Raw genomic sequence first — 24,078 nt, forward strand, 5'->3', positions numbered from 1 at the left:
TCACCGGTTCTCGAAGGACGGGACGTGGCGGGAGGCGTCGATCTTCAGCGGACCGCGCAACGCCAGCACGCGGTAGGCGACCAGGGCCAGGGCACAGCCGATGAACCAGCTGTACTGGGCGGCGGTGTACATGCCGGGCACATCGCCGGCGGTCAGCACCGGGATCACCGCGGCGATCGCGCCGAGCGCGGTGGCCACGATGGCGGCCGGGTTGTAGCCCTTGCGGTACCAATAGGTGCCCTGCTCGGACATGGTGAACAGCTCGTCGACGAACACCCGCTGGCGGCGCACCAGGTAGTAGTCGGCGATGAGCACGCCGAACAGCGGTCCGATGAACGCGCCCAGCACCTCGAGGGTGTAGTGGATGACGTCGGGGTTGTTGTACAGGTTCCAGGGGGTGATCAGCACCGACCCGACCGCGGCGATCATGCCGCCCGTGCGCCAGCTGATCTTCTGCGGGTTCACGTTCGAGAAGTCGAAGGCGGGGGAGATGAAGTTCGCGACGATATTGATGCCGATGGTCGCGACGGTGAAGGTGAGCGCGCCCAGCACGATCGCGAAGGTGTTGTCGATGCGCGCCACCGTGGCGACCGGATCGGTGATGAGCTCGCCGTACACCGGAATCGTCAGCGAGGCGGTCACCACGACCAGCAGCGAGAACACCAGGAAGTTGACCGGCAGGCCCAGGAAGTTGCCCTTCTTCACCGCCGCGAAACTGCGCCCGTAGCGGGAGAAGTCGCCGAAGTTGAGCATCGGGCCCGAGAAGTACGACACCACCAGCGCGATCGCGCCCAGCATGACCGGCACCGCCGACCAGCCGGTGTGGGTGGCCGCCTTGCCCATGTTCAGGTCGATGCCGTGCCAGCCCGCCTTGTGGATCAGGTAGCCGCACAACACGAACATGACCACGTAGACCGCGGGACCGCAGAAGTCGATGAACTTGCGGATGGACTCCATGCCGCGCCAGAACACCGCGGCCTGCAGCACCCACAGGATCAGGTAGGAGGCCCAGCCCAGCGCGGACAGGCCCAGGAAGCCGTGGTCGGCCTCGACCGCGTAGGGGGCCAGGCCCGGAAAGAGCTTGATCAGCACCACATCCAGGGCCGCGGAGGCCAGGAAGGTCTGAATGCCGTACCAGGCCACCGCGATCAGGCCGCGGATGATGGCCGGGACGTTCGCGCCGAGCACGCCGAAGGCGCTGCGGCAGATCACCGGATACGGGACGCCGGTGGCCTGGCTGGGCTTGGCGACGAGGTTGCAGAGGCCGTACACGATGGTGATGCCGACGACCAGGGCGACGAGCACCTGCCAGCTGTGCAGCCCGAGCGCGAACAGCGAGCCCGCGGTGACGTATCCGCCGACGCTGTGCACGTCCGACATCCAGAACGCGAAGATGTTGTACGTGCCCCAGGTCTGCTTCCGCAGCGGCGCCAGGTCCTCGTTGACCAGGCGGGGGTCGTACTCGGGGGCGGGCGAGGCCGGGACCTCCGGCGCGGGCGGGACCGGGGCGAGCGAACTCCCGGCCGCCGGCGCAACGGTATCGGGCATTTCGCACATCCCATCGTGTCGTGGTGTCCCGTTGATTGAGACGAGTGTGCGAAGGCTATCCAACAGGCATTGCCCGATTATTGCCTGAACGATATATGTTCCGTAACCCCTGGTTCAGGGCCTATATATCTTCTTCACCTGCTGGTTCGGCGAAAAGTCCGGTGTCCTTCGGGAGATGCGCGAGCACACCGTTCAATCGTGCATGATGGCCCTCGGTGGCCGCCAGCAACGCTTCAGCATCTCTTGCCAAGAAGGCTTGCAGCTGCTTCGAGTGATCGGCGTGCAGCACCACGCGGTCCATGGTCGTCACATGCACCATGGGCTGCACGGGCTCGGTGATGTTCCAGGCGTATTCCAGCATGTGGACCACCCGCGGCATCCCCGACGGGCGCACCAGCGCCAGGTGGAAATTGCGGGTCTCGCGGTGATAGGCCACCGCGTTCTCGGTGAGTACCGCCTGCTCGAGGCGCGCGTGGATCTCACGGGCCAGCTGGTGGTCGGCCTCGGTCGCGTTGTGCACCGCCGCGGCCAGCGCCGCCGACTCCAGCCGCTCGCGCACCACGTACAGCTCGCGCAGCTCGTCGGCGGTCAGCAGGGTCACCTGGTACCCGAAGTTGGGCCGATGCTCGACCAGGCCTTCGCCGATCAGCGTCTGCAGCGACTCGCGCACCGGGATCGCGCTCACCTCGAAGGAACGGGCCAGCTCGCCCAGGGGCAGGCCGGTGCCCGGGGGCAGGTTGCCCTCCAGGACCAGACGGCGCAGCTCGCCGAGGATCTCCTGCTGGGAGTAGCCGCGACGGACGTCCAGCGGCGGGTTGAGCTGGGGCAAACGGGGTAGGCGGGGGCGAGAAGGCACGCCCCAACCCTAGACCGTCACCGCAAGCCCCCCGGTGTGGGTCAGATCTCGTCGGCGTCGTAGCCCAGCGCCTTGAGCGAAAGCCGGTGCAGCGTTTCCCGTTCCGCCGGGGACAGGCGGGCGAGCAGCACATCGGTCGCCGCGGCGATCCGCGCGTCGGTCTCGGCGCGCACCCGATTCCCGGCCGCGGTGATAGCCAAACGGTATTTCCGGCGGTCCTCGGGATCGCGATTGCGGGTGACCAGTCCGGCCTTCTCCAGGCTGTCGATCAGCCGCACCACCTCGCTGCGGTCGATCTCGAGCACATTGGCCATCTCCTGCTGGGACGGTTCGGCGCGCTCGGCGAGGTAGGTGAGCACCCAGTGCTCGCGCAGCGGCGTCCCGAGTTCGGCGTGCATCGCCTTGTGCAGCTTGCCGAGGGCGTAGGTCGGGTGCCGCAGCAGCCCGGCGGGGTGGGCGCCCGCGGCGGCGGAGGGTTCGTCGGTCACCCGCCGATTCTATCTATTGTTGAGTAGCTCAATCATTGTTACCCTCTGCAATTGAGTTGCTCATCAACAATGAAGGAGGGGTCCGATGACGCAAACGCGTTCGGGCACCGGGACATCCATCGCCGCCGACTCCGGCGCCACCCCTGCCGACTCCGACCAGATCCCCGCGCATGTCTGGCGCACCGCCGGCGTGGTGGTGTTCGGCGCGGTCATGGGGATGCTCGACACCTCGCTGGTCAATATCGGGCTGCACACCATCGGCGCGGACCTCGGTGCGTCGCTGGCCACGATCCAGTGGGTCGCCAGCGGATACCTGCTGGCCCTGGGGGTTTCACTCACCGTCTGCGGCTGGCTCGCGCGGCGCGTCGGCGTCACCCGGCTCTGGCTCTGGGCGTTGATCGCGTTCACCCTCACCTCGACCGCGTGCGCCCTCGCACCCGACGCGGGCTGGCTGATCGGATTGCGCATCCTGCAAGGGCTCGCCGCCGGGCTGATGATTCCCGCCGGGCAGACCATCCTGGGTCAGGCTGCCGGGCCGCAGCGCATGGGCCGGGTCATGGGTGTGGTCGGCATCGCCGTGGTGGGCGCGCCCGCCATCGGGCCGACCATCGGCGGGCTCCTGCTGGCGCACTGGAGCTGGGAGTGGTTGTTCCTCATCAACATTCCGTTCGGCCTGATCGGACTGGCACTGGGCCTGCGCTACCTGCCGCGGAGCAGCGGGACGGCCACGCAGCCGCTGGACGTGCTCGGGCTGGTATTCGCGGGCGGCGGCGTGTCGGCGGTCGTCTACGGACTGTCCGAGGTCGGCGTGACGGGGTCGGTGACCTCGCTGTCGGTGTGGCTGCCGGTGCTGCTCGGCCTGGCCGGGCTGGCCGGATTCCTGGTGCGCGCGCTGCGGAGCACGCTGCCGCTGCTCGACATCCGGCTGTTCGGCAACCCCGGCTTCGGCGCGGCCACCAGCGCCGGGTTCTTCGCCGGGGGAGCCATGTTCGGCGTGATGGTGTTGCTGCCGTTGTACTTCCAGGAATTGCACGGCACCGGGCTGGTCCGCACCGGCGTGAGCCTGCTCGGCTTCGGGCTGGGTGGGGTCGTCATGCTGCCCCTGGGCGGCAGGCTGACCGACCGCTTCGGTGGCGGCAGCGTCGCGGTGCTCGGCAATCTCGCCGTGGCCGCCACCGTGCTGCCGCTGGCCTTCCTGCCGGTCGACGCCAACGGGTTCCTCGTCCAATCACTGCTGTTCGCGGCGGGATTGGCGACCGCGGTGGGCGCCATGCCGCTGGTGTCGGCGGCCTACGCGGCGGTCCGGCGCGAGCAGCTGCCCGACGCCACGGCGCTGGTGAACATCATGCAGCGGGTCGGCGGCGCGGTCGGGGTCGCGCTGGTGGCCGTGATCCTGTCCCGCGCAACGGCTTCCGGATGGGACCCGGTGTCCGGCTACCACCTCGCCTTCGCCGGGCTCGCCGCCCTCTCGGTGGTCGCGGCGGTGGCCTCGACGGTCCTGCGCCGTCGGCAGCGGGCCACCGCTTAGACGCGACGCTCGCCCGCGGCCGGGGTGCTCGCGGGCGCGGTATCGCGTGACGGGGTGGCCGTCATCGCCGCACCGGCGGCGGCGGGATCCCGACCGTCGAGTGAACGCGGTCAGGGCGACGCCCAGGCCAGGAGCTTGTCCACCGGCCAGGTGTTGATGATCCGGTCGGTGGGCACGCCGTTGTCGAGGGCGCGTTGGGCGCCGTAGCCGAGGAAGTCGAGCTGGCCGGGCGCGTGGGCGTCGGTGTCGATGGAGAAGTGGCAGCCCAGCTCGAGGGCTTGTTTCAGCAGGCGGGTCGGCGGGTCGCGGCGTTCGGGGCGGGAGTTGATCTCGACCGCGACCCCGTGGTCGCGGCAGGCCGAGAAGACCTGCGCGGCATCGAAACTCGACTCGGGGCGGGTGCCGCGATTGCCCTCGACCAGGCGGCCGGTGCAGTGGCCGAGCACGGTGGCGCGGCCGCCCGAGACCGCGCGCACCATGCGCCGGGTCATGGCGGCGGCGTCCATCTTCAGCTTGGAATGGACGCTGGCGACCACGATGTCGAGGCGGTCGAGGAGTTCGGGCTCCTGATCGAGGCTGCCGTCGTCGAGGATGTCGACCTCGATGCCGGTCAGGATGACCATGGGGGAGAAGCGGTCCCGCAGTTCGTCGATCACGTCGAGCTGCTGTCGCAACCGGTCCGGCGAGAGGCCGTTGGCCACCGTCAGCCGCGGGGAATGATCGGTCAGCGCGCAGTATTCGTGGCCCAGGGCCTGCGCGGTGGCCATCATCTCCACGATCGACGCCGAACCGTCGGACCAGTTCGAGTGCACGTGCAGGTCGCCCTCGAGCGCGGCCCGCAGCTCACCGCCGCCGAGATCCTTGGCCGCGGTGCGCAATTGGACCAGGGTGTCGGGCTCGCGGCCGGCCCACGCCTGCGCGATCACCGCCGCCGTCTTGGGCCCGACCCCGGTCAGGGACTGCCAATCTCCGGTGCGGCCCAGTCGCTCACGCTGCTCGTCGTCGAGGGCCTCGACGATGTCGGCGGCATTGCGGTAGGCCATCACCCGCCGCGAATCCTCGCGGGCCCGGTCCTTGAAGAACGCGATCATGCGGAGCGCGACGACAGGATCCATGGCTACCAGTGTGCCCGCCGCGCGTTCGCTCGGTGTGTTCTCGGCGAGCCCGCGCTCACTCCGCCCGCAGCGTCCGGCGCAGCAGTACCGCCGACCCGGCCGCCACGATCACGCCGCCGACGACCAGGAATCCCGTGGTCGAATCGCGCAGGGAGCGTTGCTCGTCGTAGCTCCGCACCACCGGGCGGCCCTTGCTGGTCTCATGGCAGACCTGACCGATGTTCATGGAGTGACCGTCACATTCCACGGGCAGCGACAGCCGGAACAATCCGATCAGCATCAGGGCCAGGCCCACGACAACGCCGATCGTGTGGGCGATCTTCATCAGCACTCCGCAAGCGTCGAGGACGTCGTGGCCAGGCGCATCCACGTGCCGTAGAGCCACCGTTGGTAACCGTCCGGGTCCAGGCCGAGGGTGCTGACCATGAGGTTATAGGTGTCGGCCTGGGCGAGCGGGCCGACCGTTCCGATGATCCAGTCGAGATCCGCCTCGGGGTGCAGCAGTCCGTCGGCGCGCATGCGCCGCCACAGCTCCGCGACATGTTGCTGGGTGGCGGCGCGTCCGGCCCGGGCGGCCTCGGCGATGACCGGTTCGCTGGCCTCGGCGGCGACGGCGGCCGCGATGAGCGGCGCCGCGCGTTCCATGAGCTGCCGCGCGCCCTGGGCGTAGGCGGTGACGCGTTCGTGCAGGGTGGGCGCGGTCCCGGCCCGGATGTGCCAGTCGCGGTGGGCCAGGTCGACGTCCTCGGTGTCGCCGACGATCGCCACGTCGATAGTGCGTTTGAGCAGTTCGGCCTTGGAGCCGAAGCGCAGGTAGACCGTGCGCGAACCCACCTCGGCGGCGTCGGCGACCGCGGCCAGCGAGGTCGCCGCGTAGCCGTCGGCGATGAACAGCCGCCGCGCCGCGTCGAGGATCTTGCGCTCGGTCTCGGCCTTGCGGGCGTCCCACAGCGGGGACGACTTCTTGACACCCGGACTCAACTGCTGCATCCTAACTGCATCACTACAGTGATACTGCATAAATACATCGATACTGCAAAGGATAGCAGCGATGATCCCCACACTCGCCGGGGTGCATCACCTCAAAGTTCCCGTGTCGGATCTGGCACGGTCCATCGATTGGTACCGCAGCCGCCTCGGCTACACCGTCGGCCTCGAATTCCAGGAGCAGGGCGTCCTGAGGGGTGTCGTCCTGCACCACGCCGCCGGCGGACCGATGCTCGGCCTGCGCCTACATCCCGAAATGGCCGCCGCCTCCGCGGGATTCGACTTCTTCTCGATCGGCGTCCCGGATCGAGCCGCCCTGGAAACGCTGGCCCGGCATCTGAGCGGCCTCGGCGAATCCCATGCCGGGGTGCACCGCGCCAGCCTCGGCTGGATCCTGCCCGAGCTGCGCGACCCCGACGGTCACGAAGTCCGCTTCTACTCCATGCAATCCCACACCGAACTCGGCGACGAACCCGTCACCATCGACAATCCACGCCAGACCGCGGAAGCCAAGGAACGCGAGATCGCCTTGCGAGGCAACGAGATTCAGTGATTCGAGCGGTGCGCGTCAAGGGCGGACCGCGTCGTGGAGGTACGAACGCAGGGGTGCCCCGGGTGGCCAGGATTCGGCGGACGCGGGCCCGGAACTCGGGCGCGCTGAGCCCGAGCGTGGTGAGGATCTCACCGGCGGGCGGGCCGCCGAAAGGCTGCCAGACCAGGGCGAGGTCGATGAGCGCCTGCTCGTCAGGGCTCATCGATCACACCGGGGTCAGGCCGATGTCGGCGCAGCCGTCGCGCAATTCGTCGAACCCGAACGCCTCGATCGGGCCGACGACACCCGCGGTGCGCCCCGCACCGGACGCGAGTTGCTGTGCGGCCCAGGCGATCAGCTCTCCAGTGAGGTTGTAGATGCTCGGACCTTCGAGATGGACCTCGGCGAGCGGGCCGGTCGAGCCGGTGGCGACCGCGACCACATGGGAGCGGGTGCGCTCACGTTCGGCGGCATCGGGTCCGCCGGGTGGGCCGATCACCGGCCGGGTGCACGCGTCGATCAGCTTGCGGCCCAGGGGGATTCGGGTGGCGACGGCGGTGAACCCGGACAGCGGGCCGGCCGCGCGGCTCAGCACCGGGAACCAGCCGTTGTAGACACTGACGTCCTCGACGGTCGGGAAGGTGGCGGGCAGGTGCAGCACCTCGGTGCCCGAGACCAGAAAGGCGTTCCTGCGACGACCGCGCACCGGGAAGGCGCGCACCCGGGATGCCGTGCGTTCCTCCACCAGAACTCCCCGCCGCCGTCGCGCCGAGGGCAGCGTCACGCCGTCGCGCATGGTGGTGCGGGTGCCCTGGCTCAGGCCCCGCCACAGCGGGCCGGTCGCGAAGTAGCCGATATCGATCGAGCGCACGGCGGGCCCGCCCTCGAGCGCGGCCAGCGTCCCGGCGAGCACGCCCGGCACGTAGTCGTAGCCGAAGGCGGGCAGCATGATCGAGCCGTTGGCCCGCGCGATGCCGTGCAATCGGCCCTGCAACTCGCGGACGAAACCGACCTCGCCGGTGGAATCGATGTAGTGGGCTCCGGCCAGCGCGGCGGCCTCCGCGACCGGGTAGCCGAACCGTTCGAAGGGTCCGACGGTCGTGATGAGCACATCGCCTGGGCTCACCAGCGCGGTGATGCTCGCGGTGTCGGAGGCGTCGGCGACCGCGAATTCCAGGCCGCCCGCCTGTTCGGCGAGCGCCCGCACGGCCGCGCGATTGCGCCCGGCCGGAACGGGTTCGATGCCGCGTCGCAGCAGCGCGTGCAACACCAGGTCGCCGGTGTAGCCCGTCGCGCCCAGCAGCACGATGCGTCCGGTCATGGGGTGTCTCCTTCCGGTGTGATCGGGACATGGCGGCGGAGGAAGGCGAGCTGATCGGTGACCACCCGCTCGAAGGCCGCACCGCGATAGATGTCGAAATGCCCGTCCGCGTAGGTGCGGACCTCGCCGCGCGGTGCCCGCGCGGCGTAGCGCAGGGTGGGTTTCGCCGGTGCGACGGAATCGGTTTCGCACACCGAGAACAGGATCGGCACCTGGATGCGGGCGGTGCGGCGGCCGGGCCGATCGGTGAGGATGTCGAACACCACCCGGGCCGCGGCCTCGTTGCGGAAGTCGGCGCCGGGCGGAACCAGTGCCAGATAACCGGATTCGGCGTCGGGCGCGGTCATCAGCGCGGTGCCGTTCGCGGGCCCGGCGGTGGTGATCATGTGCGGTTCCCGCCCGAGCAGCATGGCCGCGACATCGCGCACGCCCGCGGCGGTGGCCTTGATCGAGTTGATCGGCGAGACCGCGAGGGTGGAGGCGACGCCGTCGGTGAAGGGACACTGCGCGATCGCCGCGACCAGTCCGGCCGGGCGTTTCGCGGCGGTGTGAATGACATGCCCGCCGCCGAAGGACGTGCCCCAGGCGATGATCCGGGCATTGTCGACCTGGGGGAGGTGCCGGGCGAACGACAGTGCGGCGGTCCAGTCCGCGCGCTGCTCACGGGTCGAGAGCAGATAGCGGGGCGCGCCGTCGCTGTCGCCGAAGTGGCGGTAGTCGAACACAAGGCACGCGTATCCGGCGGCGGTGAACCGCTCGGCATAGGCGGCCAGGCCCATGGCGCGGATCGCGCCGAGCCCGTGCGCCATCACCACCACCGGCGGTCGGACCCCCGGGCGCGGCTCGGGCAGAGAGAGGGTGGCGGCGCAGTGGTCGCCGTTGCCGGAGGGGAAGCGCACGTCGTGTGTGGCCGCGCCCGCGGGGTTTCCGCTCATCACGCGATCACCTCGGCGGCGCGGCGGGCGGGTCGGTCGGCGGCCGACAGCCCGGCGGGTCGGCGGGCGCCGCGTTCACGCTCCAGGCGCAGATCGCGCATGTAGTCGTCGAAGTCGACCTGGATGGTGTGCCGTTTGGAGGCGACGTAGCGGCGCTGGATGCCGCGCCGGTGCGCGGCGATCTCGCTGTCCATGTCGGCGGAGCTCGGCAGGTGGTACCGGCCCTGGAGATGGTCGGCGATCAGCTGGGCCTGGCGTTCGGCGATCGGCATGATCGCGCCCAGCGGCTGCACCAGGCCGACGAAGTACAGGCCCGGCACCGCGGGATGGAACACGCGCCGGTACAGGCGGATTCGATTGTCACCCGACGGGTCGAGGAAGTCGTGGTCGAAGAACGGGAAGCTGATCTTGTAGCCGGTGCAGAACACCACCAGGTCGGCGGCCACCCGGCGGCCGTCGGTGAACACCACCTCGTCGCCGTCGAAGTGATCGATGTTCGGGACCGGCCTGATCGCGCCGTGCGCCAGCCGGTCGAGGATACGGCTGGACATGGTCGGATGCGCCTGGGCGAACTTGTGATCGGGCTCGGGCAGCCCGTAGCGGGACATCGGCCCGGTGGCCGCGGCCATCAGCCTGCGCGCGAACGGCCAGCGCAGGAACGACGGGAACCACTCGGCGGCCCCGAGGCGGTCGTAGGGGCGGCCCCAGACGTACTTCGGGATCACGTGCACGCCGCTGCGGGCCGAAAGATAGGTCTGCTCGGCGTGATACGAGGCGTCCACCGCGATGTCCATGGCGGAGTTGCCCATCCCGAGCACCACCACCCGCTTCCCGGTCAGCTGCGCTTCCTCGGTGTAGGCGTGCGAGTGCATCAGCTGCCCGCGGAACTCGTCCGCGCCGGGGAACATCGGCTCGGGCAGGCGGGGATCCCAGTGGTGGCCGTTGGCGACCAGCACCGCGTCGTAGCGCAGGGTTTCGCCGGTCGAGATGGTCACGTCGAAGCCGTGGTCGGCGCGCGGCGCGACGTGCAGGACGCCGGTGCGGAACCGGATGCGGTCGGCGAAGTCGAAATGCCGCACGTACGAGTCGAAGTAGTCGGCGATCTGATCGTGGCGCGCGAAGTCGGGCAGATGCGCGGGCATGGGGAAGTCGCTGAACTCCATGCGCTGACGCGAGGTGTTGATGTGCAGCGACTTGTACGCCGCCGACACCCCGTTGGTATTGCCGAACACCCAATTGCCGCCGACCCGGTCGGACAGCTCGTAACAGTGCACGTCGAGGCCGCGTTCGGCGAGCACCTTCACCGCCGCGATACCGGCCGACCCCGCGCCGATGACGCAGACCTTCGGACTCGAATTGATGGACATCGCTGAGACTCCTTTATGACCAGTGGTCATATGACCACTGGTCACTGTAGGATCGAAACGGTCACGACGTCAATAGGCCGCAGGTAGTCAGAGGAGATCGGTGATGCCGACAGGGACATGGGATCGGTTGCCCGCGCCGCGTCGCGCCGCCGTGGTGGCCGCGGCCGAGGCCGAGTTCGCCGCGCGCGGATTCAGCGGCGGCAGCCTCAACACCATCTGCAAGGAGGCCGGCGTCTCCAAGGGCAGCCTGTTCCAGTACTTCACCGACAAGGCCGACATGTACGTCTACCTGGCCGAACTGTCGAGTGAGCGGATCCGCGCCGGCATGGAGGCGGTGGCGCGCGAATTGCGCTGGGACACCGACTTCTTCGGTTCCTTCGAAGCCCTGCTCGAGGCGTGGGTCCGCTACTTCTACGACCACCCGCTCGAACGCGCCATGACCGCCGCGGCCAACCTCGAGCCGGACCCCGTCGCCCGGACCGCCGTCCGCGAATCGGTCAACGTCCACTACCTCGCGGTCCTGCGTCCCCTCTTCGACGCCGGGGTCGCCACCGGCGCACTGCGCCCCGGCACCGACACCGAGGCGCTGCTGGCCCTGCTCCTCCTGCTGTTGCCGCAAATCGCCCTGGCTCCCCACGTCCAGGGCCTCGACCCGCTGCTCGGCCTCGCCGAGGGCGACGCCGACCACGCCGTCGCCACCGCCCTGCGCCTGGTCCACGTCGTGGTCGACCCCTATCGCGGCCAGGGATCGTAGGCTCGCACCGTGCCCACGCTGCTGATCGTCCACCACACCCCGTCGCCGTTCATGCAGGAGATGTTCGAGGCGGTGCTGGCGGGCGCGACCGATCCGGAGATCGAGGGCGTCGAGGTGATCCGCCGCCCGGCCCTCGGCGTCACCGCGAGCGATGTCCTCGCCGCCGACGGCTATCTCCTCGGCACCCCGGCCAACCTCGGCTACATGAGCGGGGCGCTCAAACACGCCTTCGACACCTTCTACTACCCGTGCCTGGATTCGACCAAGGGTCGCCCGTACGGGCTCTACATCCACGGCAATCAGGGCACCGAGGGCGCGGAACGCAGCGTCGAGAGCGCGACCACCGGGCTGGGGTGGGAGAAAGCGGCCGCGCCGGTGATCATTTCGGGCAAGCCCGAGAAGTCCGATATCGAGCGGTGCTGGGAGCTGGGCGCGACCGTCGCGGCGCGATTGATGGAGTGAGACTCGGATGCCCCCGAATTCTGGTGTCTGACACATTCGCGGGTGGTCCGGTCATACTCGAGGGGGCGTTCTCCCGGAACGCTCTTTATGAGTGTGGGAAGAGGTGACGGCCGCCGTGGAGGCGCAAGAGTCGGGGACACGCCGTATCGGGCTGGTCGAGGATCATGAATCGGTGGTGCTGGGGTTGTCGGCCATGCTGGCCCCGGAAGCCGATCTGGAGTTGGTGATCACCGCGGGAACCGTCGCGGAACTGCTGGCGGCCGGGCCTGAGCTGGATCTGGTGGTGCTGGATCTGCGGCTCGCCGACGGCTCCTCGCCCGATGACAATGTGCGCGCACTGCGCGAGCGGGGGATCGAGGTGCTGGTGTTCACCGGGGCGGACAATCCGTTCCTGGTGCGATCGGCCGCGCGGGCGGGCGTGCTGGGTGTGGTGCGCAAGTCCGAGGACGCGGCGACCGTGGTCGCCGCGGTGCGTCGGGCCGCGCATGGTGAACAGGTGGTCACCACCGACTGGGCCGCCGCCATCGACGGCGACCCGCAATTGCAGGACGTCGGGTTGAGCCCGCGTCAGCAGCAGGTGCTGCAGCTGTACGCCTCGGGGGAGAAGGCGTCGCGGGTGGCCCGCATGACCGGGCTGTCCGAGCAGACCGTCAACGACTATCTGGGCCGCATCCGGCAGAAGTACGCCGACGCCGGACGCCCGGCCCCGACCAAGACCGACCTCTACAAGCGGGCCGTCGAGGACGGGTGGCTGCCCGTTCCGGAGCGGAGTCCGCGGGCATGACCGCCACGAGCGCCCTCGACTCGACGGCCGCTCCCCGGTCCATGCCCTCGCTCACGGCGCTCACCCGGCGGGTGCGTGCCCGCGTGAAGGCGACCGAGGATCCGGCCACCGCCGCCTACGACCGCATCATGCGTCGGCTCGGCATCTCCATCGGCATCGCGGGCGCCATCATCGGCGGCGGCGAACTGCCGGAGGTCGCCGAACAGGGCCGCTACGCGTCGGTGTGGTGGTCGGTGGCGGCGATGGCGCTCGTGTTCGGCTGGTATCCGATCATCGGCGTGGTGTCGGCGGTAGCGGGGACCAAGGCCATCAGGTTCGTGTGTGGTTGCGCCGCGGTCAGTTTCCTCGGCGCGCTCGCCACCATCCCGCTCGGTTTCGCCCCGCACACTGTCGACGCCACCAATATCTGGCCGTACCGGGTGACCGCGCTCGCGGTGAGCGCGGGCGTGCTGGCCTGGTCGGGCCGGACGACGCTGATCTATCTGCTGGCCGCGTCCGCGTCGGCCGCGCTGGCCACCGTGTACACGGTCGGCGAGGTGACGCCGCAGCACATCATCGAGAACTTCCTGCGCTCGGCGGGATTGGCGGCCCTGTTCCTGTGGTGCGGTACCGCCGCCGTCGGCGCCGCGGCCCGGGTCGACCGCGAATCCGCCATCGCGAGCCGCCGTGCCGCCGCCCAGGCCGCCGCGCAGGCGCGTGACCGGGAACGCTCGCGCTTCGCCGCGCTCATCCACGACGCCGTGCTCTCCACGCTTTTGGAGGCCTCGCGCGCCGGCGCCGAATCCGATGTGGTGCGGCGGCAGGCCGAACGCACCCTCGAACAACTCGACGAATACCGTGGCGCGGAACGTGATCCGGACCTGCTCGATGCCCGTTCGGCGCTGCTGTTCCTGCGCGCCGCGGTGCAGGAGATCAATCCGAGCATCCGCTTCGCCACCCGCACCTGGCCCGGCTTCGACGACCTGCGCATGCCGGTGCACTCGGCCAGCACCATCGCCGCCGCGCTCACCGAGGCCGTCAAGAACAGCCTTCGCCACGCCGCAGTCCCGGGCCGCGAGGTGCGGCGCACCGTGACCGCCACCGTCAGCGCGGGCAGCATCCGGATCGTGTTCAGCGACAACGGGGCCGGATTCGACCTGGCCGCCGTGTCCGCCGATCGGCTCGGCATCTCCATGAGCATCCTGGGCCGCATGCGCCAGTTGGCGGGCGGCTCGGCGTTCGTGGAATCCCAGCCCGGCGAGGGCACCACCGTGACCTTGGTGTGGGGTGGCGATGGCTCGCGCTGACGGCATGGATCTGGACCCCCGGTTCGGGCTGCGCGATCTGCTCGGGCTGCGGGGCAGTACCGCGTGGTGGTTCCTGCTCATCCTGGAAGCCGTCATCGCGCTGTACATGGCCCGCAATTTCGGGCAGGCCCCGCTGTGGGCGGCGCTGGCCGCACTGGTGCTGATGCTCAGCGCGGGCGCGCTGGTCACCGCGATCCCGGTCGACCCGCTGCCGATTCCCGTCGCCTTGTACGGCGCCGCCGCGCCGCCGATCGCGACCGCGCTGACCGTCATGACCCCGGTGCGCGACCTGCCGCACGAGTCGGTGTGGTCGGCGTTCGCCTCGTCCTACGTGCTCGGAGTCCTGGTGCTGCGCGGGCGGGTTCGCACCGCGTGGGCCGGAGTCATCGCCGTGGCCGCGGTCCTGGTCACCCTCGGCCTGGGCGGTTCGCACCTGGATCCGGGCACTCTGATCGGTTCGATGGTCCCGGTCGGCACCATCACCGCGATCTCGGTGTTCACCGCCATCATGCGCCCCATGCAGCGCTCGCTGCGCATCCTGCGCGAGGACGCTCTCATGCGCGCCACCGCCGAGGCCACCATGGCCGCCGGCGACAGCGAACGCACCCGCCAACTGGCCCGCCTGGACCGCGTGGCCCGCCCGATCCTCGAGCGCATCGCCGACGGCGCGCAACTCACCGCCGCCGAGCGCGAGGAATGCCGCCTGCTCGAGGCCGAACTCCGCGACGGTCTGCGCGCGCCCCAATTGGTCACCGACGAACTCAGCGGCGCCGCCCGCGGCGCCCGTGGCCGCGGCGTCGAAGTGATCCTCCTCGACGACGGCGGCTTCGCCGGAGTCCCCGAATGGGTCCGCCGCCGCGTGATCGATGCCGCCACCAAGGAATTGGACGCGACCAACGCGGGCCGGGTCACCATCCGAGTCCTGCCCCTGGGCCGCCCCGTCCTGGCGACCGTCCTCGCCACCGCCCCCACTCAGGACCGCCGCACCGAGATCGACCAGGACGGCCGAGTCACCACCATGACCGACTAGGCACAAGCACCGTTGTCAGTCACTGCCCTTCCCTTCGATGAGGCGCACGACGAGGGTGAGTCGACCGGCCGGCGTCCACGCACCGACGGCGACCTGCCCCGAACCCAGATGCGTGAGGCTCTCGATCTCCCCCTCGTCGCCGAAGTCGATCGGCAGTGCGATGCGTTCGGACGAGTCGAAGCCCCTCACCGCTGTCTGCTGTCCACATTCCCTGTCAGGGTCGCCAACAGCGCGGGCAGTTCCGCCACGGTTCGCTCCGGCAGTCCGGTCACGGTCTCCTCGGCCAGGTCCCGCCACAGCCGCTTCACCTTCTCGGTGAGCTCCCGCCCGCTCTCGGTGAGCTCGACGACACTGGCCCGCTTGTCGTTCGGCGCGGGCGCCCGCCGAATGTGCCCGGACGCTTCGAGTTTCTTCGTCATCAACGTGACACTGGGCGGCTCGCACCCGAGCGCGCCACTCAGCTGCGCCTGAATCATCGGCCCGCTCCGGGCGAGCTCCAGCAACAGCGCCTCCTGCCCGGTATGCAGCCCGAGCGGCGCCAACAGTGCTGCGGCCCTTGCTCGGTGGCGCAGGGTCAACAGGCGTATGGCCTGGTTGATGGCATCGGCTTGCTCGAAGTCCACGGGTCTCCTTGACAGGATAGTTATCCGCATAACATTATGCGGATAACTAATCCTAGCAATCGTGGAGTCGCCATGCTCGTGAAGGTCGCCGTCATCTACTACAGCGCGACAGGAACCGTGCACGCCCTCGCGCAGGCCGTCGCGGCGGGAGCCGAAGCGAGCGGAGCCGAGGTGCGCGTGCGCCGCGTCGCCGAACTCGCACCCGCCGCGGCGATCGATCAGAACCCGCTGTGGCGCAAGCACGCCGATGCGACGCGATCGGTCCCCGAGGCCTCGCTCGAGGACCTGGCCTGGGCGGACGCGCTCGCATTCGGGACGCCGACGCGTTTCGGCGCACCGGCCGCACAGCTCAAACAGTTCATCGACCAGACCGGCGGCCTGTGGCGCGAGGGCGCTCTGGCCGACAAACCGGTCACGGCCTTCACCTCGGCCTTCCACCGGCACGGCGGCAGCGAGGCGACGATTCTGTCCCTGGCCAACGTGTTCTACCACTGGGGTGCGCTGATCGTGCCGCCCGGATTCACCGATCCGGCCGTCTCCGCGGCGGGTGGAAATCCCTACGGCACTTCGTATGTCACCGGACCGGACGGTCACGGGCCGGACGAGGCCGCGCTGGAGGCCGCCGCCTACCAGGGGGCGCGATTGGCCCGGATCGCCGCGCGGCTGCGCACCGGCGTCCTGGTGGGTCGGGAATGAACGCCATCGCCGACCCGAGTGTCGAGACATCAAGGGATGGAACGCATTCCGGGCGGGTACGGTTGATCCTGGCGCTGGTCTGCGCCTGTCAGTTCATGGTCATCCTGGACTCGTCCATCGTGAATGTCGCGCTGCCCTCCGTGCAACGGGATCTCGGATTCAGTGCCGCGGGCGTGGCCTGGGTGGTCGACGGCTATCTACTCGCCTTCGCCGGGTTCATGCTGCTCGGCGGTCGCGCCGCGGACCTGTTCGGTCAGCGGCGGATGCTGATCATCGGGTTGACGGTGTTCTCGGCGGCGAGTCTGATCGGCGGCATCTCCACCACCGCGGAGTTGCTGGTAGCGGCTCGGTTCGCGCAGGGGATCGGGGCCGCGCTGCTGGCGCCCGCGACGCTGGCGGTGATCAACACCGAATTCACCGAGACCCGCACGCGCGCACGGGCATTCGGGGCGTGGTCGGCGGCGGGCGGGATCGGCGGAATGGCCGGTGCGCTGGCGGGCGGGGCCATCACCACCGGGCTGTCGTGGCGGTGGGTCTTCCTCATCAACGTGCCGATCGGTGTGGCCTTGACCGGACTTGCCCTGCTGTCGTTGACCGCTGGACGCCGCGTGCACCGCGAATCACTGGACCTCCTCGGCGCGGTCACCGGGACCGCCGGGCTCGCCGCCGTCATCTTCGGTCTCATGAGCGGCGCCGATCATGGCTGGCTGTCGGGTGTGGTCGCAGGTCCGGTCGCCCTGGGCGTGCTGTTGCTGATTGTCTTCCTCGTGGTGGAGGCCCGTGTCGCCGCCCGGCCGCTGGTGCCGCCGCGGCTGTTCCGGATTCGGCCGGTCGCCGTCGGCAACACCCTGCTGCTGTTGTTCGGCGCGATCGGCATCGCCATGTGGTACTTCACCTCGCTGTTGCTTCAGAACGTGTTGGGCTACAGCGCATTGCGCACCGGGCTCGGACAGGCTCCGGCCGCGGTGACGTTCCTGGTGTTCGCGCGAGTGTCCGCCACCCTCCTCCCGCGAACCGGCGCCCGCCCGCAGATCCTCGCCGGAAGCGCCTGCCTTCTCGCCGGATTCGCCTGGCTGACCCGCGTCGGCGCCGACAGCGGCTATCTCCTCGGTGTTCTCGGCCCGACGCTGCTCATCGCCGTCGGCATCGGTCTGACGTTCCCGACTCTCATGGCCGTGGCCACCTCGGACGCGCCGGACAGTGATGCGGGGATCGTCGGCGGCTTGGCGGGCACCGCCAATCAGGTCGGCGGGGCGATCGGCTTGGCGGTCTTCGCGACGATCGCGGGCTCGGCGGCGGCCTACGGCCGGGTCTTCGTCGTAGCGGCCGGAATCGCGGTGGCGATCGCGGTGATCGCCAGCGCACTCATGAAAGCAACCGAATCGGAAAGGGTTTCCTGAATGTCCGCCAGAACCTCTGTCATCGCAGTCCTGGTCTCATCCGTCGGCTCGGCCCTGCTGCTCGTGGGCTGCGATGACGCGACGGTGGTCGACCGGCCATCGCCGGGCGTCACCGTCACCACGGCGAGCGCGACCGTCAGCGCGGCGACTCCGGACGTCACGGCCCCGGCCGCCCCCGACGTCGATACCGTCTCGAAGGCTCCGACCCCGATTCCGGAGTCGACCCCACCCGCGCTCTGGAACCCGTGCGGCCTGTCGGATTCCGCGGTCTCGTCGGCGGGCCTGAACGCCGCGTCCAAGACGAGGCTCGACAACCCCGGCGTGCCCGGCTCACGGAGCTGCCGGTGGCAGGACACCGCGAGAACGGTGGAACTGACCATCGTGTCGAGCCCCGACACGCTGGCGGATCTCCAGGCCGGTGGCAAATACGTGCAGTTCACCCCGGTGGCGCTGGGTGGCAGGCAGGCGGTCGAGTACCGCGCGGCCCAGGACACCCATCACCTGGGCTGCTATGTCACGACCTTCACCGGCGACGGCAGCGTCGCCTTCGTCGCCAAGACCTTGCGGGTGCAGCAGGACGGCTTCGACTCCTGCGCCGACGCGCGCACGTTCGGCGCGGCGCTGGCGGGCCAGTTGCCCTGACAGGATCAGGACTCGTCCCAGCGGCCGCCCTTCCTCATCTGATCGCGGAGGGCGGACTGGACGGTGGAAGACAGCCAGGAGTTGAGGGATACGCCGCTCTGGGCGGCGGCTTCCTCGGCGCGGGATTTGAGCTGTTCGACCAGGCGGAGGGTGACGCGGCTGATGTCGCCGGTGACCTCCTCGAAGGTGGGGTGCTCGTCGGTGGCTGCGGTCTTGCGCACATCGACGTGGGCGTCGGTACCGTCGACGGAGACGTGGGCGGTCCGGTCGGGGAGGGTGGCGCTCACCTCGGCGGCCAGCTCGGAGAGGGCGGAGAGCAGGATCAGGCGGGCGGAGTTCTCGGTGGCGGCGGCCAGGGCGGCGGCGGTGGCCTGGGTTTTCTCGTCGCCGAGGGCCGCGGCGGCGATGAGGTTCTCACGGAGTTGGGCGGTGTACTTGTTCAGATCCATGACACCAGTGTGACGTCATGGGTGGTGTCATTCAAGGAAACTTCTGACGCCAGAATCGGGCGCTCGAGTCGAATCGCCAACCTGCGGGGCACGGTTCGGGTATAACGATGCAAAACCCGTTCCAGCGACGCTGTAGCCTTCTGACTATGACGAACGGTGAATCGACGCGAACCGAGCTGCGCGCGTCCGGCACAGTAGGTGTCGCGATGGTGACCCCCTTTACCGCCGAAGGCAAGCTCGACGTCGATGCCGGTGTCGCGCTGGCCGCCCGTCTGATCGACGGCGGCGTCGATCTGCTCGCGATCTCCGGAACCACCGGCGAGTCGCCCACCACCACCGAGTCCGAGAAGTTCGACCTGCTGCGCGCCGTCGTCGACGCCGTCGGCGACCGCGCCACCGTCATCGCGGGCACCGGCACCTACGACACCGCTCACAGCATCGAACTGTCCCGCAATGCGCAGCGCGCGGGCGCCCACGGTTTGCTGGTCGTGACTCCGTACTACTCGCGTCCCAACCAGGACGGCCTGTTCGCCCACTTCACCGCCATCGCGGACGCGACCGATCTGCCGGTCACCCTCTACGACATTCCGCCGCGCTCGGTGGTCCCCATCGCGACCGACACCATTCGCCGTCTCGCCGAGCACCCGAACATCGTCGCCGTCAAGGACGCCAAGGGCGATCTGGGCGCGGGCGCGGAGCTGATCGCCGAGACCGGGCTGGCCTTCTACTCCGGCGACGACGTGCTCAACCTGCCGTGGCTCTCGATCGGCGCGACCGGATTCATCAGTGTCATCGGCCATCTCGTGCCGGACCGCCTGCGCGCCCTGATCGATGCCTACCAGGCCGGGGACATCGCCCGGGCCCGTGAGATCAATGTCAGCATGGCCCCGCTGAACCGCGCCATGTCGCGTCTGGGCGGCGTGGCCATGACCAAGGGCGCGCTGCGCCTGCTCGGAGTCGAGACCGGAGAACCACGCTTGCCACAACTCATGCCGAACGGCGACCAGCTCGACGAGCTCGCCGTGGACCTGCGTGCCGCGGGGGTGATTGCGTGACCAGCCCCGCTCGCCGCCCCCGTCGCAGTGCCAGCCGCGCCGCCGGCGCCCCGGCTCCCGCTCCCGCGCAGCCCACTCCCGCCGCGCAGCCCGCTGCCGCGCCCGAAACCGTGAGTTCGGCTGCCGCGCAGCCGGAACCGGCGTCGGCCGCCCCGGTCCGCGCGGAAGCCGAGCCCGCCCGCGAGCGCGCGGCCCGCGGTCGCTCCTCGGACCGCGGCAAGGCCGCCCAGTCCAGACCGGCCGACGAGGCCCCCCGGTCCCGTCCGGACGAATCCCGTTCGCGCCAGGACGATTCCCGCAACCGCGGCGACCGCAACCGCCGCGGCGGCGGTGGCCGTTCCCGCCAGGGTGGCCGCGACCAGGCTCCGGCCCCGCGCGATCCGCACGCCATGGGCACCCCGCCGAAGGCCCCCAAGGGCGGCCTGCGGGTGTTCGCGCTCGGCGGTATCGGTGAGATCGGCCGCAACATGACCGTTTTCGAATACGACGGCAAGCTGCTGATCGTCGACTGCGGTGTGTTGTTCCCCGAGGACCAGCAGCCCGGCGTCGACCTGATCCTGCCCGACTTCGGTCCCATCGAGGACCGGATGGACGACATCGCCGCGGTGATCCTGACCCACGGTCACGAGGACCACATCGGCGCGGTGCCGTTCCTGCTGCGCCTGCGCCGCGACATCCCGGTGATCGGCGCCAAGTTCACCCTCGCGCTGGTGGCGGCCAAGTGCCGCGAGCATCGCTTGCAGCCCAACCTGATCGAGGTCAGCGAGGGCGAGCGCACCCAGCACGGCGCGTTCGAGTGCGAGTACTTCGCGGTCAATCACTCCATCCCCGACGCCATCGCGGTGGCGATCCGCACGCCCGCGGGCATCGCGCTGCACACCGGCGACATCAAGCTGGATCAGCTGCCGCTCGACGGCCGCCTCACCGACCTGGCCGGTTTCTCCCGCCTGGGCGACGAGGGTGTGGACCTGTTCCTGGTCGACTCCACCAATGCCGAGGTGCCGGGCTTCGTGACGCCCGAGCGTGAGATCGGCCCGGTGCTCGACAATGTGATCGGTAAGGCCAAGGGCCGGGTCATCGTGGCCTCCTTCGCCTCTCATGTGCACCGCATCCAGCAGGTGGTGGACGTGGCGCAGCGCTACGACCGCCGGGTCTGCTTCGTGGGCCGGTCCATGGTCCGCAATATGCAGATCGCCCAGGATCTCGGTTACCTGGAGATCCCGGACAACCTGGTGGTGGATCTGGATCAGGCCGCCAACCTGCCGGTGCACAAGCTGGTGCTGATCTCGACCGGTTCGCAGGGTGAGCCGCTGTCGGCGCTGTCGCGCATGGCGCGCGGCGACCACCGTCAGATCAATATCCGCGCCGACGATCTGGTGGTGCTGGCCTCCTCGCTGATCCCGGGCAACGAGAACGCGGTGTTCGCGGTGGTGAACGGCCTGGCTCGCCTGGGCGCGACGGTCGTCACCCAGCAGAACGCGAAGGTCCATGTGTCCGGCCACGCCTCGGCGGGCGAGCTGCTGTACCTGTACAACGCGGTCCGTCCGACCAATGCCATGCCCGTGCACGGCGAGTGGCGGCACCTGCGCGCCAACGGCGCCCTCGCGGTGGCGACCGGCGTCCCCGAGGAGCGGGTCATCCTGGCCGAGAACGGCGTCGTGGTCGACCTGGTCGACGGCATCGCCACGATCTCCGGCCGCGTCCCCGTCGGCCAGGTCTACGTCGACGGCCTCTCGGTCGGCGATGTCGGCGAGTCCACCCTCTCGGACCGCCTGGTCCTGGGTGAGGGCGGCTTCATCTCCATCAATGTCGCCGTCGACTCCGCGACCGGCAAGGCCGTCAGCACCCCCGAGGTCAGCGGCCGCGGCTTCTCCGACGACCCCGAGGCCCTCTCCGGCGCCCAGGAACTCGTCGAGAGCGAACTGCACCGCCTGGCCGTCGAGGGCGTCACCGACACCCACCGCATCGCCCAGTCCGTCCGCCGCGTCGTCGGCCGCTGGGTCGCCGAGAAGTACCGCCGCCGCCCCATGATCGTCCCCACGGTCATCGGCGTCTGACCCCAAAGGTCGAGCAGCGCAACAGAAATCGCCCCGACAGCAAGAAGCTGTCGGGGCGATTGCATTCTGCCGGCGAATGATCAGCCCTGGGCGACCAGCCGCAGCGCTGACGTGAGGCCCGCCGCTGGCGAAAGCCCGCCGCTTGCCGTCAGCTGAGGCCCGCCGCAGGCGAACTTGCCTGCCGCAGGCGGCAATCCCGCCGCAGGCGATTACCCCTGCCGGAGGCAGCACCCCGCCCGGGGCGGGAACCACAAGAGTTTTACTTGTCCTGGCAGGCGGCCGAGTCGAGCTTGGCGGCCTTGACGATGCTGCAGGCGTAGTTGTGGTCGATCTTCCAGTCGGTGCCGTCGGCGACGAAGGAGACGGTCGCGTTCTGGACCGGCTTGCCGTCGATGGTGACGTCGGCGTCGGCCTTGAGCTTGCCCTCGGCGGGGTCGCCCACGTTGGTGATCTTGATCTTGACGTTGTTGGCCTTGGCGGCGTCGACCAGCTTCTGGGCGAGCTGCGGGTCCAGCCCGGCGTTCTCGATCCAGTCGGTCTTGGTCTTGGAGTCGATCGACGGGTCGAACGCCTTGGTGACCTTGTCGTTCAGGTCCGCGACCGAGGGCTTGGGCAGGTCGGCCGCCGTGGTGGGGGCCGGGGCCGCGCCGGTGAGCTTGGCGTCGCCGCCGTCGGTGCTGCCGTCGAACTTGCCGGCGGGGGCGGCCGAGGTGGTGGCGGCGGCCTTGCTGGTGTCATCGGACTTGCTGCAGGCCACCAGGCCGAAGGCCGAGGTGGCCAGCATCAGCGCGGCGGTCGCGCGGAAAACGGTGTGCTTCAACGAAATTCTCCCCGTGATTTCAGAGCTGGTAACCGGTGGTGCAGTTCCAGTGAATGATGGTGGCGCCGCTCGAGTTCCGGTTGAGCGCCTGGTTCTTGGCGGCGATCCGCGAGGACGCGGCGCCGAAGGTGTAGTAGCCGTCGCGCGAGGAGTAGGCGACCGCGCCGCAGCCGTTCGAGAAGCGCGCGACGATCTTGCAGTCGTTGTAGGTGCACGAGCTCATGGCGGCGTTCTGCGCCGCGGGGCTGTCGGAATAGTCGTAGGAGTAGCCGATACGACCGGTCGACACCGACAGCGCGATGGCGCCGTAGTTGTAGTCCTGGTAGGCGTTGGCCGGAGCGGCGGTCCCAGCGAGCAGGGAACCGACGGCCGCGACCATCACGGCTGCGCCGCTGACGATCTTCTTCAAGGTGTTGCCCTTCTTGTGCTTTCGGGTCCACGACCCTATGGACCGAGGGATCAAGTTACCGATACGGAAGTGTTGACGCCAACCGGCATCTGTGGTTTGTGCGGCGGCAGCGCGTTGCGGGCCGCCTCCGGCTGTGTTGTCACATCCGGTGCCAGATCATGATCAGCGGCGGCGCTTATGGGAGACCGTGTGGTTTCCTTAACGCCCCGGTGCGAACCCGGACAACCCGGACTAAGGTCCCCCTTATGAATATGGCCCAACGTGAGCGCCAGGCCCTGGTTCAGGCGATGGCCGAAGCCGGCCCCGACGCGCCGACCCTGTGCGGGGAGTGGACGGCCCGGGATCTGGCCGCGCACTTGGTCGTTCGTGAGCGTCGCCCGGACGCCGCCCCCGGCATCCTGCTCAAGCCGTTCGCCCCGTATCTGGACAGCGTGCAGCGCAAGGTCACGGAGCGCCCGTTCGCGCAGCTGCTCGACGAGGTGCGCTCCGGACCGCCGTTCTACCTGCGCCCGGTCGACGCCCTGATGAACACCACCGAGATGTTCGTCCACCACGAGGACGTCCGCCGTGGCGCGCCCGGCTGGGAGCCCCGCACCCTGTCCGCGGCCGACGAGGACCGGCTGTGGAAGGTGCTGACGGGCTTGGCCCGCATGGCCTATCGCAAGTCGCCGATCACCGTCGCGCTGGCCACGCCGGACGGCCGCCGCACGGTGGCGCGGCAGGCCGGGGATCGTACGGTCGTGCTGGCCGGTCCGCCCTCGGAGCTGCTGCTGCACGCTTTCGGGCGCAACGCGGTCCGCCTGGAGGCGACCGGCGCGCCGGAGGATGTCGAGTTGGTGCACGCGCTCGATCGCAGCGTCTAATCTGCCCCGAGGGGTGTGTGGCACCCCACTGACCCGGTGGTTTCCCGCCTGATCGCGGCGTCGACGGTGGT

General features: G+C 69.6%; 27 protein-coding genes. 13 read left to right on the forward strand and 14 right to left on the reverse strand.

What is annotated here, in order from left to right:
* From ACQPYY_RS11165 to ACQPYY_RS11175, 3 genes are all read right to left on the reverse strand, one after another.
* Entirely contained in the window at positions 1 to 1,548 is a 1,548-nt protein-coding gene (locus ACQPYY_RS11165) for an NCS1 family nucleobase:cation symporter-1 (protein ID WP_379096158.1), read from the reverse strand.
* Positions 1,549 to 1,669: 121 nt separating this feature from the next.
* On the reverse strand, positions 1,670 to 2,404 hold the full coding sequence (locus ACQPYY_RS11170; RefSeq protein WP_379096161.1) for a GntR family transcriptional regulator: 735 nt from the start codon (positions 2,402 to 2,404) through the stop codon (positions 1,670 to 1,672).
* A gap of 41 nt (positions 2,405 to 2,445) precedes the next feature.
* Entirely contained in the window at positions 2,446 to 2,892 is a 447-nt protein-coding gene (locus ACQPYY_RS11175) for a MarR family winged helix-turn-helix transcriptional regulator (RefSeq protein WP_379096164.1), read from the reverse strand.
* 85 nt (positions 2,893 to 2,977) lie between these two features.
* On the opposite strand from ACQPYY_RS11175, the gene ACQPYY_RS11180 reads away from it, so the two are divergent.
* The gene (locus ACQPYY_RS11180) at positions 2,978 to 4,420 is read left to right on the forward strand and encodes a DHA2 family efflux MFS transporter permease subunit (RefSeq protein ID WP_433593669.1); all 1,443 of its coding nucleotides are present in this window, start codon (positions 2,978 to 2,980) and stop codon (positions 4,418 to 4,420) included.
* A gap of 110 nt (positions 4,421 to 4,530) precedes the next feature.
* Here the strand turns inward: ACQPYY_RS11180 and ACQPYY_RS11185 are convergent, their stop codons facing one another.
* Genes ACQPYY_RS11185 through ACQPYY_RS11195 form a run of 3 tightly spaced genes read right to left on the reverse strand, consistent with a single transcriptional unit; the run spans position 4,531 to position 6,516 of the window.
* A complete protein-coding gene (locus tag ACQPYY_RS11185) occupies positions 4,531 to 5,535 on the reverse strand; it encodes a PHP domain-containing protein (RefSeq protein WP_433593670.1) in 1,005 nt (334 codons plus the stop codon).
* Positions 5,536 to 5,590: 55 nt separating this feature from the next.
* On the reverse strand, positions 5,591 to 5,860 hold the full coding sequence (locus tag ACQPYY_RS11190; RefSeq protein ID WP_433593671.1) for a hypothetical protein: 270 nt from the start codon (positions 5,858 to 5,860) through the stop codon (positions 5,591 to 5,593).
* Positions 5,860 to 6,516, reverse strand: coding sequence for a TetR/AcrR family transcriptional regulator (locus tag ACQPYY_RS11195; RefSeq protein WP_433593672.1), 657 nt, complete (start codon positions 6,514 to 6,516; stop codon positions 5,860 to 5,862). The genes ACQPYY_RS11190 and ACQPYY_RS11195 overlap by 1 nt, the downstream gene beginning before the upstream one ends.
* Before the next feature lie 70 nt (positions 6,517 to 6,586).
* On the opposite strand from ACQPYY_RS11195, the gene ACQPYY_RS11200 reads away from it, so the two are divergent.
* Positions 6,587 to 7,075 (forward strand): VOC family protein, encoded by a 489-nt coding sequence (locus tag ACQPYY_RS11200; RefSeq protein ID WP_433593673.1) that lies wholly within the window; start codon positions 6,587 to 6,589, stop codon positions 7,073 to 7,075.
* A gap of 205 nt (positions 7,076 to 7,280) precedes the next feature.
* Here ACQPYY_RS11200 and ACQPYY_RS11205 read toward each other — a convergent pair whose 3' ends face one another.
* From ACQPYY_RS11205 to ACQPYY_RS11215, 3 genes are read right to left on the reverse strand one after another with little or no spacing between them, the layout of a single operon-like run.
* Positions 7,281 to 8,375, reverse strand: a complete 1,095-nt coding sequence (locus ACQPYY_RS11205; protein WP_433593674.1) for a saccharopine dehydrogenase family protein — start codon at positions 8,373 to 8,375, stop codon at positions 7,281 to 7,283.
* Complete coding sequence (locus ACQPYY_RS11210; RefSeq protein ID WP_433593675.1) at positions 8,372 to 9,310, reverse strand: alpha/beta hydrolase; 939 nt, start codon at positions 9,308 to 9,310, stop codon at positions 8,372 to 8,374. The genes ACQPYY_RS11205 and ACQPYY_RS11210 overlap by 4 nt, the downstream gene beginning before the upstream one ends.
* A complete protein-coding gene (locus ACQPYY_RS11215) occupies positions 9,310 to 10,677 on the reverse strand; it encodes a flavin-containing monooxygenase (RefSeq protein ID WP_433593676.1) in 1,368 nt (455 codons plus the stop codon). Before ACQPYY_RS11215 ends, ACQPYY_RS11210 begins: the two co-directional genes overlap by 1 nt.
* A 103-nt stretch (positions 10,678 to 10,780) precedes the next feature.
* On the opposite strand from ACQPYY_RS11215, the gene ACQPYY_RS11220 reads away from it, so the two are divergent.
* The 5 genes from ACQPYY_RS11220 to ACQPYY_RS11240 all read left to right on the forward strand — a co-directional run bounded on the left by ACQPYY_RS11220 (position 10,781) and on the right by ACQPYY_RS11240 (position 14,993).
* Complete coding sequence (locus ACQPYY_RS11220; RefSeq protein WP_433593677.1) at positions 10,781 to 11,431, forward strand: TetR/AcrR family transcriptional regulator; 651 nt, start codon at positions 10,781 to 10,783, stop codon at positions 11,429 to 11,431.
* 9 nt (positions 11,432 to 11,440) lie between these two features.
* Positions 11,441 to 11,893, forward strand: a complete 453-nt coding sequence (locus tag ACQPYY_RS11225; RefSeq protein WP_357281016.1) for a flavodoxin family protein — start codon at positions 11,441 to 11,443, stop codon at positions 11,891 to 11,893.
* 115 nt (positions 11,894 to 12,008) lie between these two features.
* Positions 12,009 to 12,677, forward strand: a complete 669-nt coding sequence (locus ACQPYY_RS11230; protein ID WP_357097276.1) for a response regulator transcription factor — start codon at positions 12,009 to 12,011, stop codon at positions 12,675 to 12,677.
* Complete coding sequence (locus ACQPYY_RS11235; protein WP_433593678.1) at positions 12,674 to 13,963, forward strand: sensor histidine kinase; 1,290 nt, start codon at positions 12,674 to 12,676, stop codon at positions 13,961 to 13,963. The genes ACQPYY_RS11230 and ACQPYY_RS11235 overlap by 4 nt, the downstream gene beginning before the upstream one ends.
* Entirely contained in the window at positions 13,950 to 14,993 is a 1,044-nt protein-coding gene (locus tag ACQPYY_RS11240; RefSeq protein WP_433593679.1) for a hypothetical protein, read from the forward strand. Before ACQPYY_RS11235 ends, ACQPYY_RS11240 begins: the two co-directional genes overlap by 14 nt.
* Positions 14,994 to 15,008: 15 nt before the next feature.
* Here the strand turns inward: ACQPYY_RS11240 and ACQPYY_RS11245 are convergent, their stop codons facing one another.
* The gene (locus ACQPYY_RS11245) at positions 15,009 to 15,182 is read right to left on the reverse strand and encodes a hypothetical protein (RefSeq protein WP_433593680.1); all 174 of its coding nucleotides are present in this window, start codon (positions 15,180 to 15,182) and stop codon (positions 15,009 to 15,011) included.
* Complete coding sequence (locus ACQPYY_RS11250) at positions 15,179 to 15,616, reverse strand: MarR family winged helix-turn-helix transcriptional regulator (protein WP_433593681.1); 438 nt, start codon at positions 15,614 to 15,616, stop codon at positions 15,179 to 15,181. Before ACQPYY_RS11250 ends, ACQPYY_RS11245 begins: the two co-directional genes overlap by 4 nt.
* Before the next feature lie 72 nt (positions 15,617 to 15,688).
* On the opposite strand from ACQPYY_RS11250, the gene wrbA reads away from it, so the two are divergent.
* From wrbA to ACQPYY_RS11265, 3 genes are read left to right on the forward strand one after another with little or no spacing between them, the layout of a single operon-like run.
* Complete coding sequence (wrbA, locus tag ACQPYY_RS11255; RefSeq protein WP_433593682.1) at positions 15,689 to 16,312, forward strand: NAD(P)H:quinone oxidoreductase; 624 nt, start codon at positions 15,689 to 15,691, stop codon at positions 16,310 to 16,312.
* Positions 16,309 to 17,712, forward strand: a complete 1,404-nt coding sequence (locus ACQPYY_RS11260; protein ID WP_433593683.1) for an MFS transporter — start codon at positions 16,309 to 16,311, stop codon at positions 17,710 to 17,712. Before wrbA ends, ACQPYY_RS11260 begins: the two co-directional genes overlap by 4 nt.
* On the forward strand, positions 17,713 to 18,354 hold the full coding sequence (locus tag ACQPYY_RS11265; protein ID WP_433593684.1) for a DUF3558 family protein: 642 nt from the start codon (positions 17,713 to 17,715) through the stop codon (positions 18,352 to 18,354).
* Between the two features lie 5 nt (positions 18,355 to 18,359).
* On the opposite strand, the gene ACQPYY_RS11270 is transcribed toward ACQPYY_RS11265, so the two are convergent.
* Entirely contained in the window at positions 18,360 to 18,803 is a 444-nt protein-coding gene (locus ACQPYY_RS11270) for a toxin-antitoxin system HicB family antitoxin (protein WP_433593685.1), read from the reverse strand.
* Between the two features lie 146 nt (positions 18,804 to 18,949).
* On the opposite strand from ACQPYY_RS11270, the gene dapA reads away from it, so the two are divergent.
* Together dapA and ACQPYY_RS11280 are read left to right on the forward strand one after the other, a co-directional pair.
* A complete protein-coding gene (gene dapA / locus ACQPYY_RS11275; protein WP_379096222.1) occupies positions 18,950 to 19,858 on the forward strand; it encodes a 4-hydroxy-tetrahydrodipicolinate synthase in 909 nt (302 codons plus the stop codon).
* Positions 19,855 to 21,915, forward strand: coding sequence for a ribonuclease J (locus tag ACQPYY_RS11280; protein ID WP_433593686.1), 2,061 nt, complete (start codon positions 19,855 to 19,857; stop codon positions 21,913 to 21,915). Before dapA ends, ACQPYY_RS11280 begins: the two co-directional genes overlap by 4 nt.
* A gap of 259 nt (positions 21,916 to 22,174) precedes the next feature.
* Here the strand turns inward: ACQPYY_RS11280 and ACQPYY_RS11285 are convergent, their stop codons facing one another.
* Together ACQPYY_RS11285 and ACQPYY_RS11290 are read right to left on the reverse strand one after the other, a co-directional pair.
* Positions 22,175 to 22,735 carry a hypothetical protein gene (locus tag ACQPYY_RS11285; protein ID WP_379096227.1) on the reverse strand — a complete coding sequence of 187 codons (561 nt, stop codon included), beginning with the start codon at positions 22,733 to 22,735 and terminating at the stop codon, positions 22,175 to 22,177.
* A 19-nt stretch (positions 22,736 to 22,754) separates the two neighbouring features.
* Positions 22,755 to 23,144: a DUF4189 domain-containing protein gene (locus ACQPYY_RS11290; protein WP_379096230.1), complete on the reverse strand. Its 390-nt coding sequence runs from the start codon at positions 23,142 to 23,144 to the stop codon at positions 22,755 to 22,757.
* A gap of 245 nt (positions 23,145 to 23,389) precedes the next feature.
* Here ACQPYY_RS11290 and ACQPYY_RS11295 point away from each other — a divergent pair, with 245 nt between their 5' ends.
* The gene (locus ACQPYY_RS11295) at positions 23,390 to 24,007 is read left to right on the forward strand and encodes a TIGR03085 family metal-binding protein (protein WP_433593687.1); all 618 of its coding nucleotides are present in this window, start codon (positions 23,390 to 23,392) and stop codon (positions 24,005 to 24,007) included.
* Positions 24,008 to 24,078: the final 71 nt, after the last annotated feature.

It is taken from the genome of Nocardia sp. CA-145437 (assembly GCF_050956485.1).
Classification (GTDB): Bacteria; Actinomycetota; Actinomycetes; order Mycobacteriales; family Mycobacteriaceae; genus Nocardia.

Excerpts from the sequence above, each read along its gene's own strand:
- ACQPYY_RS11165 (WP_379096158.1), bottom strand. The coding sequence starts at position 1,548 with ATGCCCGATACCGTTGCGCCGGCGGCCGGGAGTTCGCTCGCCCCGGTC.
- ACQPYY_RS11180 (WP_433593669.1), top strand. The coding sequence starts at position 2,978 with ATGACGCAAACGCGTTCGGGCACCGGGACATCCATCGCCGCCGACTCC.
- ACQPYY_RS11185 (WP_433593670.1), bottom strand. The coding sequence starts at position 5,535 with ATGGATCCTGTCGTCGCGCTCCGCATGATCGCGTTCTTCAAGGACCGG.
- ACQPYY_RS11190 (WP_433593671.1), bottom strand. The coding sequence starts at position 5,860 with ATGAAGATCGCCCACACGATCGGCGTTGTCGTGGGCCTGGCCCTGATG.
- ACQPYY_RS11200 (WP_433593673.1), top strand. The coding sequence starts at position 6,587 with ATGATCCCCACACTCGCCGGGGTGCATCACCTCAAAGTTCCCGTGTCG.
- ACQPYY_RS11205 (WP_433593674.1), bottom strand. The coding sequence starts at position 8,375 with ATGACCGGACGCATCGTGCTGCTGGGCGCGACGGGCTACACCGGCGAC.
- ACQPYY_RS11210 (WP_433593675.1), bottom strand. The coding sequence starts at position 9,310 with ATGAGCGGAAACCCCGCGGGCGCGGCCACACACGACGTGCGCTTCCCC.
- ACQPYY_RS11215 (WP_433593676.1), bottom strand. The coding sequence starts at position 10,677 with ATGTCCATCAATTCGAGTCCGAAGGTCTGCGTCATCGGCGCGGGGTCG.
- ACQPYY_RS11220 (WP_433593677.1), top strand. The coding sequence starts at position 10,781 with ATGCCGACAGGGACATGGGATCGGTTGCCCGCGCCGCGTCGCGCCGCC.
- ACQPYY_RS11235 (WP_433593678.1), top strand. The coding sequence starts at position 12,674 with ATGACCGCCACGAGCGCCCTCGACTCGACGGCCGCTCCCCGGTCCATG.
- ACQPYY_RS11240 (WP_433593679.1), top strand. The coding sequence starts at position 13,950 with ATGGCTCGCGCTGACGGCATGGATCTGGACCCCCGGTTCGGGCTGCGC.
- wrbA (WP_433593682.1), top strand. The coding sequence starts at position 15,689 with ATGCTCGTGAAGGTCGCCGTCATCTACTACAGCGCGACAGGAACCGTG.
- ACQPYY_RS11260 (WP_433593683.1), top strand. The coding sequence starts at position 16,309 with ATGAACGCCATCGCCGACCCGAGTGTCGAGACATCAAGGGATGGAACG.
- ACQPYY_RS11265 (WP_433593684.1), top strand. The coding sequence starts at position 17,713 with ATGTCCGCCAGAACCTCTGTCATCGCAGTCCTGGTCTCATCCGTCGGC.
- ACQPYY_RS11270 (WP_433593685.1), bottom strand. The coding sequence starts at position 18,803 with ATGGATCTGAACAAGTACACCGCCCAACTCCGTGAGAACCTCATCGCC.
- dapA (WP_379096222.1), top strand. The coding sequence starts at position 18,950 with ATGACGAACGGTGAATCGACGCGAACCGAGCTGCGCGCGTCCGGCACA.
- ACQPYY_RS11295 (WP_433593687.1), top strand. The coding sequence starts at position 23,390 with ATGAATATGGCCCAACGTGAGCGCCAGGCCCTGGTTCAGGCGATGGCC.